Origin of the sequence: Novosphingobium sp. BL-52-GroH (assembly GCF_044813085.1) — a bacterium.
Lineage (GTDB): Bacteria > Pseudomonadota > Alphaproteobacteria > Sphingomonadales > Sphingomonadaceae > Novosphingobium.
Genome location: NZ_CP171152.1, coordinates 781168 through 798914 on the forward strand (window position 1 = coordinate 781168; position 17747 = coordinate 798914).

General features: G+C 66.4%; 18 protein-coding genes and 1 other RNA gene. 10 read left to right on the top strand and 9 right to left on the bottom strand.

The genetic code is table 11. The features are described 5' to 3' along the window. Positions 1 to 93: 93 nt before the first annotated feature. Complete coding sequence (locus ACFFDA_RS16320) at positions 94 to 2202, bottom strand: malate synthase G (RefSeq protein ID WP_404481786.1); 2109 nt, start codon at positions 2200 to 2202, stop codon at positions 94 to 96. A 357-nt stretch (positions 2203 to 2559) separates the two neighbouring features. Between ACFFDA_RS16320 and ACFFDA_RS16325 the strand changes: the two genes are divergently transcribed. After that, the gene (locus tag ACFFDA_RS16325) at positions 2560 to 2832 is read left to right on the top strand and encodes a hypothetical protein (RefSeq protein WP_404481788.1); all 273 of its coding nucleotides are present in this window, start codon (positions 2560 to 2562) and stop codon (positions 2830 to 2832) included. Between the two features lie 103 nt (positions 2833 to 2935). Here ACFFDA_RS16325 and ssrA read toward each other — a convergent pair. Together ssrA and mscL are read right to left on the bottom strand one after the other, a co-directional pair. Beyond that, positions 2936 to 3337, bottom strand: a transfer-messenger RNA (tmRNA) gene (gene ssrA / locus ACFFDA_RS16330). Between the two features lie 65 nt (positions 3338 to 3402). Continuing rightward, positions 3403 to 3864 (bottom strand): large conductance mechanosensitive channel protein MscL, encoded by a 462-nt coding sequence (gene mscL, locus ACFFDA_RS16335; protein ID WP_404481789.1) that lies wholly within the window; start codon positions 3862 to 3864, stop codon positions 3403 to 3405. Between the two features lie 199 nt (positions 3865 to 4063). Here mscL and ACFFDA_RS16340 point away from each other — a divergent pair, with 199 nt between their 5' ends. From ACFFDA_RS16340 to ACFFDA_RS16355, 4 genes are read left to right on the top strand one after another with little or no spacing between them, the layout of a single operon-like run. Beyond that, a complete protein-coding gene (locus ACFFDA_RS16340) occupies positions 4064 to 4669 on the top strand; it encodes a LemA family protein (protein WP_404481790.1) in 606 nt (201 codons plus the stop codon). 4 nt (positions 4670 to 4673) lie between these two features. Next, positions 4674 to 5504 carry a TPM domain-containing protein gene (locus ACFFDA_RS16345; protein ID WP_404481791.1) on the top strand — a complete coding sequence of 277 codons (831 nt, stop codon included), beginning with the start codon at positions 4674 to 4676 and terminating at the stop codon, positions 5502 to 5504. A gap of 3 nt (positions 5505 to 5507) precedes the next feature. Beyond that, the gene (locus ACFFDA_RS16350; protein WP_404481793.1) at positions 5508 to 6191 is read left to right on the top strand and encodes a TPM domain-containing protein; all 684 of its coding nucleotides are present in this window, start codon (positions 5508 to 5510) and stop codon (positions 6189 to 6191) included. Next, positions 6188 to 6742, top strand: a complete 555-nt coding sequence (locus ACFFDA_RS16355; protein ID WP_404481795.1) for an NUDIX hydrolase — start codon at positions 6188 to 6190, stop codon at positions 6740 to 6742. The genes ACFFDA_RS16350 and ACFFDA_RS16355 overlap by 4 nt, the downstream gene beginning before the upstream one ends. Positions 6743 to 6970: 228 nt before the next feature. Here the strand turns inward: ACFFDA_RS16355 and mmsB are convergent, their stop codons facing one another. From mmsB to ACFFDA_RS16385, 6 genes are all read right to left on the bottom strand, one after another. Further along, positions 6971 to 7840, bottom strand: coding sequence for a 3-hydroxyisobutyrate dehydrogenase (gene mmsB / locus ACFFDA_RS16360; RefSeq protein ID WP_404481797.1), 870 nt, complete (start codon positions 7838 to 7840; stop codon positions 6971 to 6973). Between the two features lie 155 nt (positions 7841 to 7995). Then, complete coding sequence (locus ACFFDA_RS16365; protein ID WP_404481799.1) at positions 7996 to 8778, bottom strand: enoyl-CoA hydratase-related protein; 783 nt, start codon at positions 8776 to 8778, stop codon at positions 7996 to 7998. Then, positions 8775 to 9818 (bottom strand): enoyl-CoA hydratase/isomerase family protein, encoded by a 1044-nt coding sequence (locus ACFFDA_RS16370; RefSeq protein WP_404481800.1) that lies wholly within the window; start codon positions 9816 to 9818, stop codon positions 8775 to 8777. Before ACFFDA_RS16370 ends, ACFFDA_RS16365 begins: the two co-directional genes overlap by 4 nt. A 33-nt stretch (positions 9819 to 9851) precedes the next feature. Continuing rightward, a complete protein-coding gene (locus tag ACFFDA_RS16375) occupies positions 9852 to 10994 on the bottom strand; it encodes an acyl-CoA dehydrogenase family protein (RefSeq protein ID WP_404481802.1) in 1143 nt (380 codons plus the stop codon). A 34-nt stretch (positions 10995 to 11028) separates the two neighbouring features. Beyond that, on the bottom strand, positions 11029 to 11535 hold the full coding sequence (locus ACFFDA_RS16380; protein ID WP_404481804.1) for a hypothetical protein: 507 nt from the start codon (positions 11533 to 11535) through the stop codon (positions 11029 to 11031). Positions 11536 to 11609: 74 nt separating this feature from the next. Then, positions 11610 to 13034 (bottom strand): aldehyde dehydrogenase family protein, encoded by a 1425-nt coding sequence (locus tag ACFFDA_RS16385; RefSeq protein ID WP_404481806.1) that lies wholly within the window; start codon positions 13032 to 13034, stop codon positions 11610 to 11612. A gap of 410 nt (positions 13035 to 13444) precedes the next feature. Here ACFFDA_RS16385 and ACFFDA_RS16390 point away from each other — a divergent pair, with 410 nt between their 5' ends. The 5 genes from ACFFDA_RS16390 to ACFFDA_RS16410 all read left to right on the top strand — a co-directional run bounded on the left by ACFFDA_RS16390 (position 13445) and on the right by ACFFDA_RS16410 (position 17669). Continuing rightward, a complete protein-coding gene (locus ACFFDA_RS16390; RefSeq protein WP_404481808.1) occupies positions 13445 to 13936 on the top strand; it encodes a flavin reductase family protein in 492 nt (163 codons plus the stop codon). Positions 13937 to 14052: 116 nt separating this feature from the next. Further along, a complete protein-coding gene (locus ACFFDA_RS16395; RefSeq protein WP_404481809.1) occupies positions 14053 to 14805 on the top strand; it encodes an SDR family NAD(P)-dependent oxidoreductase in 753 nt (250 codons plus the stop codon). Between the two features lie 53 nt (positions 14806 to 14858). Next, positions 14859 to 15818 (top strand): TIGR03619 family F420-dependent LLM class oxidoreductase, encoded by a 960-nt coding sequence (locus ACFFDA_RS16400; protein WP_404481811.1) that lies wholly within the window; start codon positions 14859 to 14861, stop codon positions 15816 to 15818. A 280-nt stretch (positions 15819 to 16098) separates the two neighbouring features. Further along, a complete protein-coding gene (locus tag ACFFDA_RS16405) occupies positions 16099 to 16503 on the top strand; it encodes a Zn-ribbon domain-containing OB-fold protein (protein WP_404481813.1) in 405 nt (134 codons plus the stop codon). Further along, positions 16503 to 17669 carry a thiolase family protein gene (locus ACFFDA_RS16410; protein ID WP_404481815.1) on the top strand — a complete coding sequence of 389 codons (1167 nt, stop codon included), beginning with the start codon at positions 16503 to 16505 and terminating at the stop codon, positions 17667 to 17669. The genes ACFFDA_RS16405 and ACFFDA_RS16410 overlap by 1 nt, the downstream gene beginning before the upstream one ends. Positions 17670 to 17747 lie beyond the last annotated feature (78 nt).

Consider the following 17747-nt stretch of genomic DNA (forward strand, 5'->3'; position numbering starts at 1 on the left):
ACGTACTACGTATAAATACCTAACTTCACGTTAAATCTGGTTCATTCGCCCGGCGCCGCCGCTCCTTTCGAGGGCAGCAGCGCCGGGCCGGTCTCAGGCAGCCGCCTTCTTCTTCAGGCGCCAGGCATGGAGCAGCGGCTCGGTATAGCCGTTGGGCTGGTCGACGCCCTTGAACACGAGGTCGCAACCCGCCTGGAAGGCCATGCTGGTCTCCCAGTTCCCGGCCATCGGCTCGTAGAGCGGATCGCCCGCGTTCTGCGCGTCGACCTTGGCGGCCATGCGCTTGAGCGAATCGAGCACCTGTTCCTTGCTGCAGACGCCGTGGAGCAGCCAGTTGGCCATGTGCTGGCTGGAGATTCGCAGCGTCGCGCGGTCCTCCATGAGGCCGATGTCGTCGATGTCCGGCACCTTGGAGCAGCCGACGCCCTGGTCGATCCAGCGCACGACGTAGCCGAGCAGGCCTTGCGCGTTGTTGTCGAGTTCGTCGCGGACTTCCTCCTCGGACCAGTTCGCCCCGCCGGCCAGCGGCACCTGCAGCAGCAGGTCGAGGCCGGGGATCTCCTCGCCGGCGATATCCTCGCGCAGGCCGAAGACGTTGACCTGGTGATAGTGCATCGCATGGAGCGTGGCGGCGGTGGGCGACGGCACCCAGGCGGTGTTGGCGCCGGTCCGGGGATGGCCGATCTTCTGTTCCATCATGTCGCGCATGCGGTCGGGCGCGGCCCACATGCCCTTGCCGATCTGCGCGACGCCGGACAGGCCGTGTGCCAGCCCGATCGCGACGTTGCGCTTCTCGTAGGCGGCGATCCACGCCGAACCCTTGATCGCGGCCTTGCGGATCATCGGTCCGGCCCGCATCGAGGTGTGGATCTCGTCGCCGGTGCGATCGAGGAAGCCGGTGTTGATGAAGACGATGCGGCTGCGCACCGCATGGATGCAGGCGGCGAGGTTGGCCGAGGTCCGGCGCTCCTCGTCCATGACGCCGACCTTGACGGTGTGACGCGGCAGGCCCAGCAGATCCTCGACCGCGTCGAACAGGTCATTGGTGAAGGCGCATTCCTCGGGCCCGTGCATCTTGGGCTTGACGATGTAGATGCTGCCCTCGCGGCTGTTGCCGTACTTCGCGAGGCCCCTGACGTCCTGCGTCGAGATGGCGCTGGTGATGACCGCGTCCATCACGCCTTCGGGAATCTCGCTCCCGTCGGGCAGCAGGATCGCCGGATTGGTCATGAGATGGCCGACATTGCGCACGAACAGCAGGCTTCGGCCCGGCAGGGTCGCTTCCTCGCCGCTCGGCAGGGTCACGACCTTGTCGCCGGCGAGTTCGCGGGTCAGCGTCCTGCCGCCCTTCTCGAACGTGTCGGTCAGGTCGCCGCGGATGACGCCCAGCCAGTTGGCATAGGCGAGGACCTTGTCGGCCGCGTCGACCGCCGCGATCGAATCCTCCAGATCGACGATCGCGGTCAGCGCGGCTTCCAGGACGATGTCGGCGATGCCCGCCTTGTCGGTTCTGCCGACCTGGCTTTCGGCATCGAAGACGACCTCGATGGTAAGGCCGTTGTTGCTGAACAGCAGCCCGCCCTGGGTATCGCCGACGAACTGCGCCTCGTTGGCGAGTTCGAGGACCTCCGGGTCCTCGAGGTCGGCCCAGGAACCGGCCTTGAGCGGCACGGCCTGGTCGAGGAACGCCCTGCCCGCCGCGATCACCGCGGCGCCGCGGACCGGGTCGTAGCCCGGCCCCTGCGCCGGCGCCGCATCGAGCGCGTCGGTGCCGTACCAGGCGTCGTAGAGGCTGCCCCGGCGGGCATTGGCGGCGTTGAGCAGGAAGCGGGCATTGAGGACCGGGACGACCAGTTGCGGTCCCGCCATCGAGGCGATCTCCGGGTCGACGCCCTTGGTGTCGATGGTGAAAGGGGCGGGTTCGGGCACGAGGTAGCCGATCTCGCGCAGGAAGGCCTGGTATTCGCCCTGGTCGATCGGCTTGCCGGCCCGTTCGCCGTGCCAGGCGTCGATCCGCGCCTGCAGCGAATCGCGCGTGGCGAGCAGCGCGCGGTTGCGCGGCGCGAACGTCGCCACCAGTTGCGCGAAGCCCTGCCAGAACGCAGCGGCGTCCTGCCCGATCGGGGGCAGCACCTGCTCCTCGACGAACTGCGCCAGTTCCGCGTCGACCTTGAGCCCGGAACGATCAACCCTGTCAGTCATACTTCCTCGCACTGTTTGGAACGCGCGATGCCCGACGAGGGACACGCACGGTCATTACAACTACCAAAACTGCCCTGGGGAAGGATCGCCAGCGATATGGCGCAAGCCCGCGCGATTGGCAACAGCGCCCAAGGTCCCATTTGCAAATCCCCCGCAACCCGCCGGCACGTCGCCGACCCGCGCGCCTTTTCAGATACTTGTCGCTCGCCCGGACCGAGCATGCCCTCCGGGGTCTTACCGGATTTACATAACGCGTCGGAAACCCTTACATTCCAGCTTCCGTTAAGCATCGGACTCGGCGGGAACGCGTGCCTGGCACGGACGTTGCTCATTGGTGACCAGTACAAAGGGATGGAAATGCTCCGGAAAATCGGTCGCCTGTTTGTCATCAAGACCAATTGGGAAGCGTACATGATCATCTACGCGCTGGCCCTGGGCGCGGTGGAGCGTGGCAGCGTCTATCTCACCCGGTTCCCGGGCTTCGGCGGCAAGCTGCTGTTCCTCGCCTGCACTGGCGCGGTGTTCATGGCCGGCGCCAAGATTCTGGACTGCATCAAGTACGAGAAAGCCACGAGGCTGGGCGAGGCCCCCCGCGGCGCTGCGAAGGCCGGGAGCGCCGTCGGTCTTTAGGAGCGGCATCCGGCGAGGAATCGCCTCGATGAACGGCGGCGGTCCCGGATCAGGTCCGCGACGACGATGACCAACCGGCAATGACCGATCAAAGACAGGAGAAGGTGGGGCGATTCTGTTGACAGGCTCGCCCCCAGCCCCTGGAATCCCTTCTGTTACCCGGTGGGCCCAACCGTGTTCTAACTTTGTAACTTCAGGGCGTTAGCCCCTAGAATTACGCCGCGAGAGCAAGTGCGTCGTTGTCGTTGGCACTTATGAGTTTTGAGCCTTGAACGGGTTACTCAGCCCGGATGAAAACAACGCTTTTCAACACACGTCGATCCTAGTTCGGCCCCGTCATCACCCCTGCGACAACAGGGTAGCCTCCTTGCGGAGACGGGTGATGGTGGAGCCGCCGGGTACCGCCCCCGGGTCCGCTGCATCTATTGCACGCTGCAATTTATCATCATATCCGACCGAGGCCGGCAGGTGCCCATATAGGGCAATGATCCTGAATGTGAAGTGACCGCGTGCATCGGACGGGCGACACCGCATTCGCCGGCGGCGCCCGTCAGATGCCAAACCTGCGTTTCAGACCTTTGGCTTGCGCAGTTCGGCGAGGATTTCCTTGAGCGCCTCGAGCTGCGGGTCGGTCGGCGCGACGGCGGCGGCATCGGCTTCCGCCTGTTCCTTCTTCACCGATTCGACCATCTTGTTGATCGAGCGCACCAGCAGGAACAACACTGCGGCGATGATGAGGAAATTGACGATCTGGGTGATGAACTCGCCATAGCCGATCATCGCCACGCCCGCGCCCTTGAGCGCGACGTAGTCGGTCGGGCTGCCGGTGTAGGCCGCGGGAATGTCGCCGAGGCGGATGAAGTACTTCGAAAAGTCGATGTCGCCGAAAGCCCAGCCTATGACCGGCATGATGACGTTTTCGGTCAGCGAGGTGACGATCTTGCCGAACGCCGCGCCGATCATGACGCCGACCGCAAGGTCGAGCACGCTGCCGCGCGAGATGAACTTCTTGAATTCCTCGAAAATTGCCATTCGCTTGGGTCCCTTGTCGGCGGATTGGGCTGGGCGGATGCGTGCGTTTTGGCACAGTCGATGCGCCCCCTCAAACGTTTGTTAACGCTGTCGGTTTCCACCAGCGCTCATGGGCACGCTTGATCCGTCATGGTCCGTCGCTATCTATCGTGCGTGGAAGCTGCCGGTCTTACCGGCGTCCAGTGGAGGAACGAAGCCGATGTCGCTCATCAACGCCGCCCGCAAGGGCCGCACGGTACTGGCTCTGGCGGCAGCGCTTTCGCTCGCCGCCTGCGGCTTCAATTCGGTGCCGACCAAGCAGGAAGCCGCCAAGGCCAAGTGGGCCGACGTCGAGGCCGCGTTCCAGGAACGCGCCAACCTGGTCCCCAACCTCGCCGCCGTCGCCAAGGGCGCGGCCGAGCAGGAGAAGGGCATCCTCGTGGGCGTCACCGAGGCGCGTGCCAAGGCGACTTCGATCCAGATTTCGGGCGACGACCTGGGCGATCCGGCGAAGATGGAGCAGTTCCAGGCCGCACAGGCGAACCTGGGCGCGAACATCGGTCGCCTGCTCGCCAACGTCGAAGCCTATCCGGACATCAAGTCCAACGCCAACTACCAGATGCTGCAGACCCAGCTCGAGGGCCAGGAAAACCGCATCCGCATCACCATCCGCGACTACAACGCGGCGGTGCAGGACTACAACACCGAGGTGCGCACCTTCCCCTCGATGATCGGTGCCCGCCTGCGCGGCGCGGACCCGCTGGTGCCCTACAAGTCGGTCACGCCGGGTGCCGAGAAGGCCCCGGACCTCGAAGGCAAGATCTGATCCGGTGACCCAAATCCGGGCCGTCCTGACGGCCGCGATCCTGGCCCTGTGCGCCCTGCTTGCAGGGCCACAGGCATGGGCCCAATCCGGGGCGCAGGACAGCACCGCCCTCCAGTTCCCCAAGCTGACCGGCCGCGTCGTCGATGCCGCGAACATCATCCCGGCCGCCGAGGAAGCGCAGCTCACGCAGAAGCTGGAGGCCCTGGAGAAGCAGTCGCGCCGCCAGCTCGTGGTGGCGACGGTGCCCAGCCTCAACGGCTACGAGATTTCCGACTACGGCTACCAGCTCGGCCGGGCCTGGGGCATCGGCCAGAAGGCCGACAACAACGGCACCATCCTGCTGGTCGCGCCCAACGAGCGCAAGGTACGCATCGAGGTCGGCTACGGCCTCGAGCCGATCCTGACCGACGGGATGAGCTTCCTCATCATCAACGGCCAGATCCTCCCGCGCTTCAAGGAAGGCGACATGGCCGGCGGCATCGCGGCCGGCACCGACGCGATCGTCAAGCAGCTCACCCTGCCTCCCGAAGAAGCGCAGAAGATCGCCGCGCAGGCCGACAGGCAGCGCGCGGACGGGGGCGACGACGTCTCGCCCGGCACCGTCATCTTCATTCTCGTCGTGATCTTCTTCTTCGTCCTGCCGATCCTGCGCTCGACGATGGGCGGCGGCGGACGGCGCAGCGGCTTCGGCGGCCCGATCATCTGGATGCCCGGCGGCTTCGGCGACGACGACGATCGCGGCGGCTGGGGCGGTGGCGGCGGCTTCGGCGGCGGCGGTGGATTTTCCGGCGGTGGCGGCAGCTTCGGCGGCGGCGGCGCGAGCGGGAGCTGGTAGGTCATGGCAAGTCCCAAGTATCTTTCCGAGGCCGACCGCGACCGCATCAGCGCTGCCGTGGCCGAGGCCGAACTGCTCAGCTCGGGCGAGATCGTGACGATCCTCGCCGACCGTTCCGATGGCTATACCGACGTCGCGATGGCGTGGTCGGCGCTGGTCGCGTTTCTCGCGCTGGGCGCCCTGGCCATCGCGCCCGACTTCTACATGGGCCTCTACGACCGCCTCATCGCCGACTGGGGCCACGAATGGACCCCGCGGATGATCCTCTCGCTGGCGCTGGGGGTGGCGACGCTCAAGTTCGCCGGGATGATGTTGCTGCAACTGTGGCAGCCGCTGAAGTTCCTGCTGATCCCCGCGCCGATCCGCACCATGCGCGTCCATGAACGCGCCTTGCGCGCCTTCCGCATCGGCGCCGAGCAGCGCACCACCGGGCGCACCGGCATCCTCATCTACCTCTCGATGCGCGAGCACCGCGCCGAGATCGTCGCCGACAAGGCCATCGCCACCCGGGTCGAGCCCGGCGTCTGGGCCGAGGCCATGAACGCCATGCTGGCCGAACTGCGCGCCGGCCGCACGGCCGACGCGATGATCGCGGGGATCGGCAAGGTCGGCGCCGTCCTCACCACCCACGTCCCCCGGCTCGAGGGCGACGTCAACGAACTCCCCGACAGGCTGATCGAAGTATGACCGCGACCCTTCCCGACCATTACGATGCCGCAGAGCCCGTCGAGACGATGTGGGAAGGCCGCTTCATCACCACCAAGCGCCAGGGCCGCTGGGAATACGTCAGCCGCGCGCGTGGCATCCGGGCAGCGGTGATCCTTGCGGTCGATGCGCAGGACCACGTCATCCTCGTCGACCAGTTTCGGGTGCCGCTGGGCAAGCGCTGCATCGAACTGCCCGCCGGCCTAGTGGGCGACCACGACGACAACGCCGACGAGGACTCCGGCATCGCTGCCGCGCGCGAGCTGGAGGAGGAAACCGGCTACCGCGCCGGCACCATGGAAACGGTCGGCGAGTTCTTCTCTTCACCCGGCATGGTCAGCGAAAGCTTCACCCTGTTCCGCGCGCGCGACCTCTTGAAGGTCGGCGACGGCGGCGGCGTGGAGCACGAGGACATCGTCGTCCACCACGTCCCCCTCGCCGGGATCGGGCAGGCCATCCAGCGCTGGCGCGACGAAGGGTACGCCATCGACGTGAAGCTCCTCACGCTGCTGGGGCCCGGGCTGCTGGGCTGAGATGCGCACCCGCCCCGGCATCTGCCAGCGCAAGGCGCGCTATGCGAGCGAGGAAGCGGCGCTGGCGGTTGCGGCGAAAGCCCCCTTCCCGCTGCGGCCATACCGCTGCGGGTTGTGCCGGCAATTCCACCTCACCAGCCGAACCAAGGGGATGAAGGTTCCGGCCTTCGAGCGGGAACGACGAGACGCATCGTCGTCCCGGACCTGATCCGGGACGACGACGACACCTTACAGGGTGGTGAAGATCGCGCCGAAGTCCTTGCCGCCGTTGCCGGCTTCCACGAACGCCTCGTAGATCTTCGTCGCGTGTTCGCCCAGCGGCACCGTGGCGCCCGCGGTGCCAGCACCGCCCATCGCCAGGCGCAAATCCTTCAGCATCAGCGCCGAGGCGAAGCCGCCGGCATAGCCGTTGTCCGCCGGGCTCGCCGCGCCGATGCCGGGGGCCGGGGTATAGTCGTTGAGCGACCAGCAGTAGCCCGTGGACTTCGAGCTGATCTCGTAGAACTTCTGCGGATCGAGGCCGGCCTTCTCGGCAAGGGCCAGCGCCTCGCAGGTGCCGATCATGTGGATCGCCAGCAGCATGTTGTTGCACATCTTGGCGACCTGGCCGGCGCCGATCTCGCCCGCATGGATGACCGCCTTGGCCATCGGATCGAGCACGGCCCTGGCCTTCTCGAACGCGGCCTCGTCGCCGCCGACCATGAACGTCAGGGTGCCGCCGTTGGCCGCCGCGATGCCGCCCGAGACGGGAGCGTCGACCATCTCGTAGCCCGCCGCGACCGCAAGGGCGGCGACTTCGCGGGTGGTGGCGAGGTCGATCGTCGAGCAGTCGAGGAACAGCGCGCCGGCGGGCGCCTTGCCGATCACGTCGGCGGTATAGACCGCCTTCACGATGCCGCCGTTGGGCAGCATGGTGACGACCGCGTCGACGCCCGCGACGGCATCGGGAACGGCGGTGAAAGTCGTGCAGCCGTTCTCGGCGGCCTTGGCGAGAGCGTCGGCCGAAAGGTCGAAGGCCTGGACCTCGTGGCCCGCCTTGACGAGGTTCGCGGCCATGCCGCCGCCCATGTTGCCGAGGCCGATGAATGCGATCTTCATGACAAGACTCTCCAGTTCGTCGTCCCCGCAAGAGCGGGGACCGCTGGCAAGGCCGCGCGACGTTCCTGCGCGCGCTACGCCTTGCCGATGGGTTTGCAGGGCTTGGCGAGCGATCCCGGATCGGGTCCGGACCGACTTCCGCCTAGGCCGCTATCTTACTTGCCCTTCCAGATGCCGGGACGCTTCTCTACGAAGGCGGCCATGCCTTCGACCTTGTCCTCGGTGGCGGTGAGGACCTGGAACATGCGGCGCTCCAGCACCAAGCCGGTGTCGAGCGTGGTCTCGAAGGCCAGGTTGACCATTTCCTTGTTCATGGTCGCGGCGAGCGGCGGCATTGCCGCGATCGTCGCGGCCGACTTGAGCGCGGTTTCCAGCAATGCATCGAGCGGGACGACCTGGCTGACGAGGCCCGAACGCTCGGCCTCGGCGGCGTCCATCATGCGGCCGGTGAGGCACATGTCCATCGCCTTGGCCTTGCCCACCGCACGGGTCAGGCGCTGCGAGCCGCCCATGCCGGGGGCGACGCCGAGCTTGATCTCGGGCTGGCCGAACCGGGCGTTTTCCGAGGCGATGATGAAGTCCGCCATCATCGCCAGTTCGCAGCCGCCGCCCAGCGCGAAGCCGTTGACGGCCGCGATCCAGGGCTTGCGGGTGGTCTTGACGATCTGGCTGGTCCAAGCCGAGAAGAAGTCTTCCGCATAGAACTCGGCGCTCGGCTTCTCAGACATTTCCTTGATGTCGGCGCCGGCCGCGAAGGCCTTCTCGCCCGAGCCGGTGATGACCGCGCAACCCTGCGACTTGTCGGCCTCGAAGGCGGCGAAGACCTCGATCAGTTCGGCGAGAACCTTGGAGTTGAGCGCATTGAGCGCCTGCGGGCGATTGAGCGTGATGAGGGTGACGGCACCCTTCTGCTCCACCAGGATCGTTTCGTAGCTCATAAGGGCTTCCATTCCTCTTCAGGGGGCAGCGGCGCGAAGATCGCGTCCAGCATTTCTTGGGTCACGCCTTCGGGGCTCGCGGGGCTCCACTTGGGCGACTGGTCCTTGTCGACGATCACCGCGCGCACGCCCTCGGCGAAATCGGGCAGCACCAGCACGCGGGCGCCGATGCGGTATTCCATCGCCATGTTCTCGGTGAAGGTGTCGAGCGCGGCGGACTCCGCCAACTGGCGCAGCGCGACCTTGCACGACTGCGGGCTCTTGGTGCGCAACGTCGCCAGTTCCCTGGCAGCCCATTCGCCGGAATCGCTCTCCAGCGATGCGAGCACGTCCTCGAGCGTATCGAACGCGAAATGCTGGCGGATCGCGGCGGCATGGGCGGCGATCTTCGCCTCGGGCGGGGTGGTGGCGAGCGCGGCGAGGACGCCGCCGATCTCTTCCCCTGCGGCGATGCGCGCCTTGGCCTCTGGCAGTGCCTCGGCGGGCAGGTAGTGGGTGGCAAGGCCCGCCCAGAGGCATTCCGCCCCGTCGAGCCGCGCGCCGGTGAGCGCGAGGAACTGGCCGACGCGCCCTTCGAGATTGGACAGATACCAGCCGCCGCCGACGTCGGGGAACAGGCCGATCCCGGTCTCGGGCATCGCGAAGCGGGTGTTCTGCGTCGCCACGCGGTACTTGGCGGGCTGCGAGATGCCGACGCCGCCGCCCATGGTGATGCCATCCATGAAGGCCACCAGCGGCTTGCCGTAGTTGAACATCTGGTCGTTGAGCCGGTATTCGTCGAAGAAGAACCGGCGCCCTTCCTCACCCCCATCGGTAAGCGCCGAGTGGCGCAGCAGGTTGATGTCGCCGCCCGAGCAGAAGCCCCGGCCCTCGGCATGCTCGACGATGATCGCCTTCACCTCGACATCGTCCGCCCATCCGGCCAGCGCGGCGCTCATTGCCTCGCACATGCCCTGGGTCAGCGCGTGGATGGCCTTGGGTCGGTTGAGCGACAGGATGCCGGCAACGCCCTCGCGCCGGGTCAGAAGTTCTTCGGTCATGGGTCCCCCTACCCTCATCTTAACTTCGGCGTCTTACTTCAGCAGGTCGCGGCCGACGATCATGCGCATGACCTCGTTGGTGCCCTCGAGGATGCGATGGACGCGAAGGTCGCGCCAGAACCGCTCGATCGGATAATCCTTGAGGTAGCCGTAGCCGCCGAAGATCTGCAAGGCGCGATCGACCACCGAGGAGCCGGTGTCGCTGGCGAGCAGCTTGGCCATCGCCGCGAAACGCGTCTTGTCGGGGGCGCCGGCGGTCACCTTGGCGGCCGCGAGATAGAGCAGCGCGCGCGCGGCTTCCAGTTCGGTCGCCATTTCGGCGAGGCGGAACTGGGTGTTCTGGAACTCGGCGATGGGCTGGTCGAACTGCTTGCGGTCCTTGGCGTACTGGATCGCCTCGTCGAGGCAGCGCTGCGCGCCCCCCAGCGAGCAGGCGCCGATGTTGATGCGCCCGCCGTCGAGGCCGGCCATCGCGAACTTGAAGCCGTCGCCCTCGGCACCGACGCGGTTCGCGGCCGGAATGCGGCAGTCCTCGAACACGACTTGTGCGGTGGGCGAGCTGTTCCAGCCCAGCTTCTTCTCCGGCGCGCCGAAGCTGAGGCCCGGCGTGTCCTTGTCGACCACGAAGCAGGAAATCCCGCGCGACTTGTGCTCGCCGGTGCGGGCCATCACCACGTAGACGTCGTTGACACCGCCGCCCGAGATGAACTGCTTGGTGCCGTTGAGGACGTAGTGGTCGCCATCGAGGCGCGCGGTGGTCTTGAGCGCCGCGGCGTCCGAACCCGAGCCCGGTTCGGTGAGGCAGTAGGAGGCGATCTTCTCCATCGTCACCAGCTCGGGCAGGTAACGGTCCTTGAGCTGCTGGTCGCCGAACGTGTCGATCATCCACGCGCCCATGTTGTGGATCGAGATATAGGCGCTGGTGGACGGGCAGCCGTAAGACATGGCCTCCATGATAAGTGCCGCGTCCAGTCGGCCCAGGCCGATGCCGCCGCCTTCCTCCGACACGTAGATCGCGCCGAAGCCCAGTTCGCCCGCCGCCTTCCACACGTCGACAGGATAATGGTGCTTCTCGTCCCACTCGGCGGCGAAGGGCGTGATCCGGTCGGCGGTGAATTTCTGCGCCGTTTCCTGGATCGCAAGCTGGTCTTCGGTCAGCCCAAACTGTTCGGTCATCTTCGCCCCTGTGTGGTCATCCTGCCGTGATCGGTCACGTGCAGCGGGTGTACTTGAGCGGCCCGGGCATAGCGTCCTTGCCGTAGTCGCGCCGGATCATCGTCTTGCCGTCGTCCTGCGCGTCGAGGACGACGTCCTGGGTCCAGCTCTGGCCCTCGCCGGTATAGGCGAAAGTCGCTCGAATGCGGCTCTCGCCCGCTTCCTTGATCGTGCCGAGCCTGGCGACAAACTCGTAGAACTTGAGCTGGTCGGCCGACACTTCGAGCAGGCCCTTGGCATCGCCCTTGGTGCTGGTGCAGTCCGCCGGGACGAGGCCCCAGCGACCGCGCACGGCCTCGGGAATCTCGTCCAGCGAAACCGCGCTCGCTTCAGGCTCGGGAGCCTCGCTGGCGGTTCCCGCATCCTCCTGGAACACCTCCTCCGTCTCGGTTGCGGCCGCTTGCGTCGCGGGCGCTTCAGGCTGCCTGGAACAGGCTGCGAGCGACAGCGCGGCAGTGACGGCCACGAGAGCCAGCGAACCAGAGGAAAGCGTGCGGGTCATCGGTAGTCTCCATTCACGGCACCGGATAAAAGTGCAGAAACGCTCCGCACCCGATCCGGTTGCCGCGAGGGAAATCAGCCGACCAGCTCGATGATGTCCTTGCCGAACAGGGCCTCGTCCGAAGGGATCACCTTGTTCTGCGCGAGCGGCTTGGACACCCAGGTCTCGTTGATGAGATCGCGCCAGGTGACGTTGTTGTTGGTGCCGTTGCCACCCCACGAACCGCAGCCCAGCGAGAAGGTCTGGCGCATGCCGTTCCACAGGTTGCCCGAGTTCGAGGCCGACTGCGGCTGGTTGACCATCACGCGGCTGGTCTTGGTGCCCAGCGCCAGCTTGGTAATGTTGTCGTCGCTGGTCGAGTAGATGCCGCAGGAGTGGCCCTGGCCCTGGTAGCCCTGGATGGCATTGGTCAGGCGGATCGCATCGTCGATGTCCTTGGCCCGGTAGAGCGCCATGGTGACGGTCATCTTCTCGCCCGAGAACTTGTGATCCGGGCCGTAGCCGGTTTCCGGGACGATGAAGAACGCGGTGCCTTCGGGGATCGCGAAGCCGGCATAGTCGGCAATGAACTGGGCCGACTGGGCGACGACCTTGGCGTTGATGTGCTCGCCGTCTTCCCAGATCGCGTTCTGCAGCTTGGTCTTGTTCTCGCCCTCGATGATGAAGCCGCCCTTGGCCTTCAGCTTTTCGAGCATCGCGTCGTAGATCGCGTCGAGCAGGATCACCGAGTTGTCCGACGAGCACGAAGCGGCATAGTCCAGCGTCTTGGACAGCAGGATCTTGGTCGCGGCGTCGTCGAGGTCGGCGGTGTCGTCCACCGTGATGACCGCGTTGCCCACGCCCACGCCAAGCGCCGGGGTGCCGGACGAATAGGCCGCCTTGACCATCGGCGTACCGCCGGTGGCGAGGATGCGGTCGCACTGCTTCATGACTTCGTTGGTCTTCTCGACCGAGGGCTGCTCGATCGGGATCACGAGGTCGGCGGGCGCGCCCATCTTCACCAACGCGTCGCGCATCAGGTTGCAGATCTTGGCATTGATGAACTTGGCGCGCGGGTGCGGGCAGATGATGATCGAGTTGCGACCCTTGACCGCACTGATCGCCTTGATGACCGGGGTCGCCTCGGGATTGGTCGAGGGCGAGAGCGCGCCGATCACGCCGACGGGCTTGGCGATCTTCACGAGGTTGCGCTCCTCGTCCACCTCGATCACGCCCACCGACTTGTCGTCGATGATGTCGTAGAGGGTGGCGCGGGTCTTGACCGAGATCTTCTTGAACTTGCCTTCGTAGTTGCCGAGCTGGGTTTCCTCGACGGTCTCGCGGGCGATTTCCTCGTCCATGCCGGGCTTGCAGACGGCGTAGACCATGCCGCGGATCCAGCGGTCGACCTGCTCCTGCGTGGCGTTCTCGATCTGCGCCTGAGCGGCCCGCGAACGGGCGACGAGGTCGGCGACTTCGGCGGCGACGGGCGTTTCGGCGATGAGTTCAGCAGTAGCCATTATGCATCTTCCCTTGTGTGTACCGCGCGGGTGTCCGGCCGCACCGGCCCCGCTGTAAGCTGGCATCCGGATCGACCCTCGCAGCGCGTTAGGCCATCCTCTACAAGGATGCTCACTGCACCTTTGAACAGGTCGAGGCAAGTTTTTTAAGCGCGCGGTTAAATGTCCGGACTTGCAAAAACAGCAACCTTGATGACCCCGGATGCAATGGGTACCGGGGCCACCGAGGATCGGGTGTTCCACGAGATTAGCGCTCCCCTCTTGCCCGGCACAGGGCTAACGGGCACTAGGGACCGGCAATATCGCGTCGGCGCATTCCTTCGGACAGGTCCCCGCAAGGCCGACGTCGCGGACACGTCCGCAAGGCAGAGTTCCCGGGGATGCCCCGGCAGGAGAAAAGGTGTGAAAGCGTGAGTGAGACGACGATCGATCCGGCAGCCTTCCGCAAGGTTCTCGGCAGCTATCCCACCGGCGTCTGCGTGATTACCGCGCTCGACGAAGGCAAGCCGGCCGGCATGGTGGTAGGCAGCTTCACCTCGGTCTCGCTCGATCCGCCGCTGGTCGGCTTCTTCCCCGACAAGTCCTCGACCTCGTGGCCTCTGATCGAGAAGGCCGGGCACTTCTGCGTCAACGTCATGGCCAGCGACCAGGGCGAGGTCTGCCGCTCGGTCGCAGCCAAGGGCGAGGCGAAGTTCGTCGGCGTCGAATATGCGGTGTCCGATCACGGATTGCCGGTCATCGCCGATTCGATCGCGGCGATCGAGTGCCGGACTTATTCGGTCACCGAAGCGGGTGACCACTGGTTCGTGCTGGGCGAAGTGCTGCGCATGGAAGCCGTGCGCGAAGACGAACCGATGCTGTTCCACCGCGGCCGCTACGGCAGCTTCGCGGAACGCATGTAAGGGCCTTCGTCGTCCCGGACTTGCTTCGGGACGACGGTATCGCGGCGGCGGTTTGACTTTCCCGGCGGGAATGCTGTTCAGATGTTCAGCAATACGGATCTGGGAGAGCCATTCACATGACACGTTCGCTTGACGGCAAGGTTGCCGTAATCACCGGCGCGGGCTCGGGAATCGGGCGCGGCATCGCGCTGCGCCTTGCCGAGGACAAGGCCGCGATCGGGGTCTGGGACCTCAACCCCGAAGGCGCCGCCGAAACCGTCAGGCTGATCGAGGCCGCGGGCGGCAAGGCCCTTGCGATCGTCGCCGACTGCTCGGACAAGGCCGCGATCAAGGCGGCCGCGGACCAGACCCGTGCCGCGTTCGGCCCGATCACGATCCTGGTGAACAACGCCGGCATCGCCCCGTTCACGCCGTTCATGGACGTCGAGGACGACGAGTTCGACAAGGTCATCCGCATCAACCTGAAGGGCCCGTGGCTGGTCACCAAGGAGATCGTGCCCGACATGCTGGCCGCCCAGTGGGGCCGCATCATCAACATCACGTCCTCCTCGACCCAGTCGGGCTCGTTCTCGCAGACCCACTACGTCGCCTCGAAGGGTGGATTGCTCGGCCTGACCAAGGCACTGGCGCTGGAACTGGGCAAGACCGGCATCACCGCCAACATGATCCCGCCCGGCTCGATCGACACCCCGATGCTGCGCGGCGCGCCCATCGACGCGGAGGCCTATGGCGCCTCGCTCCCGGTCGGCCGCCTCGGCCAGGTCGCCGACATCGCCGCGGCCGCCGCCTTCCTCGCCTCCGAGGAAGCGAGCTACATGACCGGGCAGACCATCAGCACCAACGGCGGCAGGTACATGGGTTCCGCCTGAGTCCCGGACCTGCCGGCGCCGACCCACGCCCCCTTCGGGACGGGCGTGGGCCGGTGCCGCTGGAACAGGACAGTCTCGAGGGGGAGCACATCGTGAAACTGGGCTTCGCGATGCCGCACATGCTGCGGCTCAGGGCGACGATGCAGCCGTGGGAAACGCAAGTCACCGGCGCGGACCAGACCCGGCTCGCCAAGTGGGCGGAGAAGCTCGGCTACGAGATGATCGCCGTGCCCGAGCACCACGTCGTTCCCAACAGCCACGTCGACCTGTCCGGCCCCTTCTACTTCAACGCCTATACCGCCATGGCCTATATCGCCGGGGCGACCGAGACGGTCCGGGTCAATTCGTGCATCGCGATCCTGCCCGCGCAGAACCCGATCGTCACCGCAAAGGCGCTCTCGACGATGGACTGGCTCTCCAGCGGCCGGGTCACGATCACGTTCGCGGTCGGCTGGCTGGAAGAGGAATTCGCCCTGCTCGGCGTCCCGTTCCGCGAGCGTGGCGCGATGGCGGACGAATACATCCAGGCGATCATCGCCCTGTGGACCCAGGACAGCCCCGAGTTCGAAGGCCGGTACGTCTCCTTCCGCGACGTCGCCTTCGAACCCAAGCCGGTCCAGAAACCGCACCTGCCCGTCTGGTTCGGCGGCGACGCGGACGCCGTGCTGCGACGGGTGGCACGCCACGCGCAAGGCTGGTGGCCATTCCTGACCCGGCCCGAGGACATCCCGGCGCGGATCGACCTCATCCGCTCGCAGCCGGACTACAACGGCCAGTTGGCAGACGTGTTCTACGGCATGTCCACCGCCCGCGTCGGCGAAGGCCATGCGGTCGTCGACGATCCGACCGCCCGGCCCGGCCAGACGAAACAGGAGATCATCGACCGCCTCGGCTGGTTCCGGACCCTGGGCGTGACCTGGAGTTCGGTGCCCATCCCTGACCTGCCGAGCATCCAGGCTTATTACGACTATACCCAATGGGTCGCCGAGGAGATCATGCCCGCGGTCAAGTGAGGCATGACCGACACAGATCGTCATCCTGAACGCGTTTCAGGGCCCGTTCCGCAAGTTTGCCCGGCGCTTCGTGTCGTGCGACGAGAGGGCGGCTTGCTGCTGGAGAGGCGGCGCCTGCGGCGCGATGGACCCTGACACGGGTTCAGGGCGACGACCTTTGGGGTCCGGGTTCCCTCCCCACCCATCCCCGACCGAACGCGGCCGCGATGACATGGGCACGGCTATTGACGATCGCCCCGCCACACCGGACTGAACACCACAAGAACCGGGAGAGCGTCACATGAACCCACCGCGGCCAAGGCCCAAGCTGGACCAGGAAAACACGGCCTTCTGGACGGGCGGCGCGCAAGGTGCGCTCAGGATCGTCCATTGCGGCGACTGCGGCCAGTACACGCACCCGCCGCGCGTCCTGTGCCGTCATTGCCAGTCGGAGAACATCTCGGCGGACGCGGTCGCAGGCACCGGCGTGATCGACACGTTCACGATCAACCACCAGCCCTGGGCCAAGGGGCTCGAAGTGCCCTACGTCATCGCCCGGGTCGCGCTCGACGGGGTCCCGGGGGTCTACCTCACCACCAATATCGTGGGTTGCCCGGTCGAGGCCGTGGCTTTCGGCGATGCGGTGAAAGTGGTTTTCGAGGAGCAGGACGGCATTTTCTATCCCCTGTTCGAGAAGGTCGCCTGATGGCCAGAACCGAAGCCTACATCACCGGCATCGGCCAGTCCGAAGTCGGCGTGCGCCTGCCGCGCCACCCGCTGCTGCTGACCCTCGACGCCGCGCGCGAGGCAGTTGCGGAAGCCGGGCTCACTTTCGACCAGATCGACGGAGTGTTCTCGTTCCCGGGCAAGGTCAACGGCTACCTCGCCTTCTCGCCGGTCGGCACCGACGAGGTGATCGAGGCGTTCGGCATCAAGTCCAAGTGGCAGATGGGCGCGATGGAACAGCCCGCGCAGCTTTCCGCCATCGCCATGGCCGCCTGGGCGGTGAAGCAGGGCATCTGCCGCCACGTCCTGTGCTTCCGTACCGTGTACGAGGCGGGCGGCATGGCGGACCCGGCGCAGTACATGCCGGCCCGATCGGAGACCGTCTCGGGCGCCTCGCAATGGACCAGCCCGTTCTGGGCGACTTCGGCCGCCTGCTGGACCGCGCAGTACGCCGCGCGCCACGTCCACAAGTACGGCATGACGCGCGAGCAGCTCGCCCAGATCGCCATCAACGGCTCGAAGAACGCCATGCTCAACCCGCGGGCGAAGGCGATCACCAGGGAGGAGTTGACGCTCGACAAGTACATGGAAGCACGCCTGATCTCGACGCCGCTGTGCCTCTACGACTGCGACCGCTTCTCCGACGCCTCCACCGTCATCATCGTCTCGGCCGGCGACGCGCTCGACGAGATCAGGTGCGAGCCGATCCGCATCGCCGCCTCGTCCGGTTCGGTCGACCGCTATTCGTGGGACCAGGTCGAATGGCCCGCCGCCTACGATACCGGCCGCGACCTATGGGCGCATACCGACTACAGGCCGGCAGACGTCGACACCGTGCAGTTCTACGACGGCTTCGCGTTCCTGCCGATCACCTGGCTGGAGGGCCTGGGCTTCTGCGAAAGGGGCGAAGGCGGCCGCTTCGTAGAGGGCGGCAGCCGGATCGCGCGCGACGGTGAACTTCCGCTCAACACGGCCGGTGGCCAGCTCGGCGCCGGGCGCCTCCATGGGTTCGGCTTCGCGCACGAAGCGGTGACGCAGCTACGCGGAAACGCGGGCGCACGCCAGATTCCCGGTGATCCCAGGGTCGCGGTGGCGACATCGGGCGGCGGCCCGCTGGCCGCGGCGCTGCTGCTGGCAAAGGACTGACTTCAGACCGGCTCCGGCCTCGCGGGCTCTCCTCCCGCGGGGTCGGGGATGCGACGGTTTCCTCCCCATAAGAGGGAC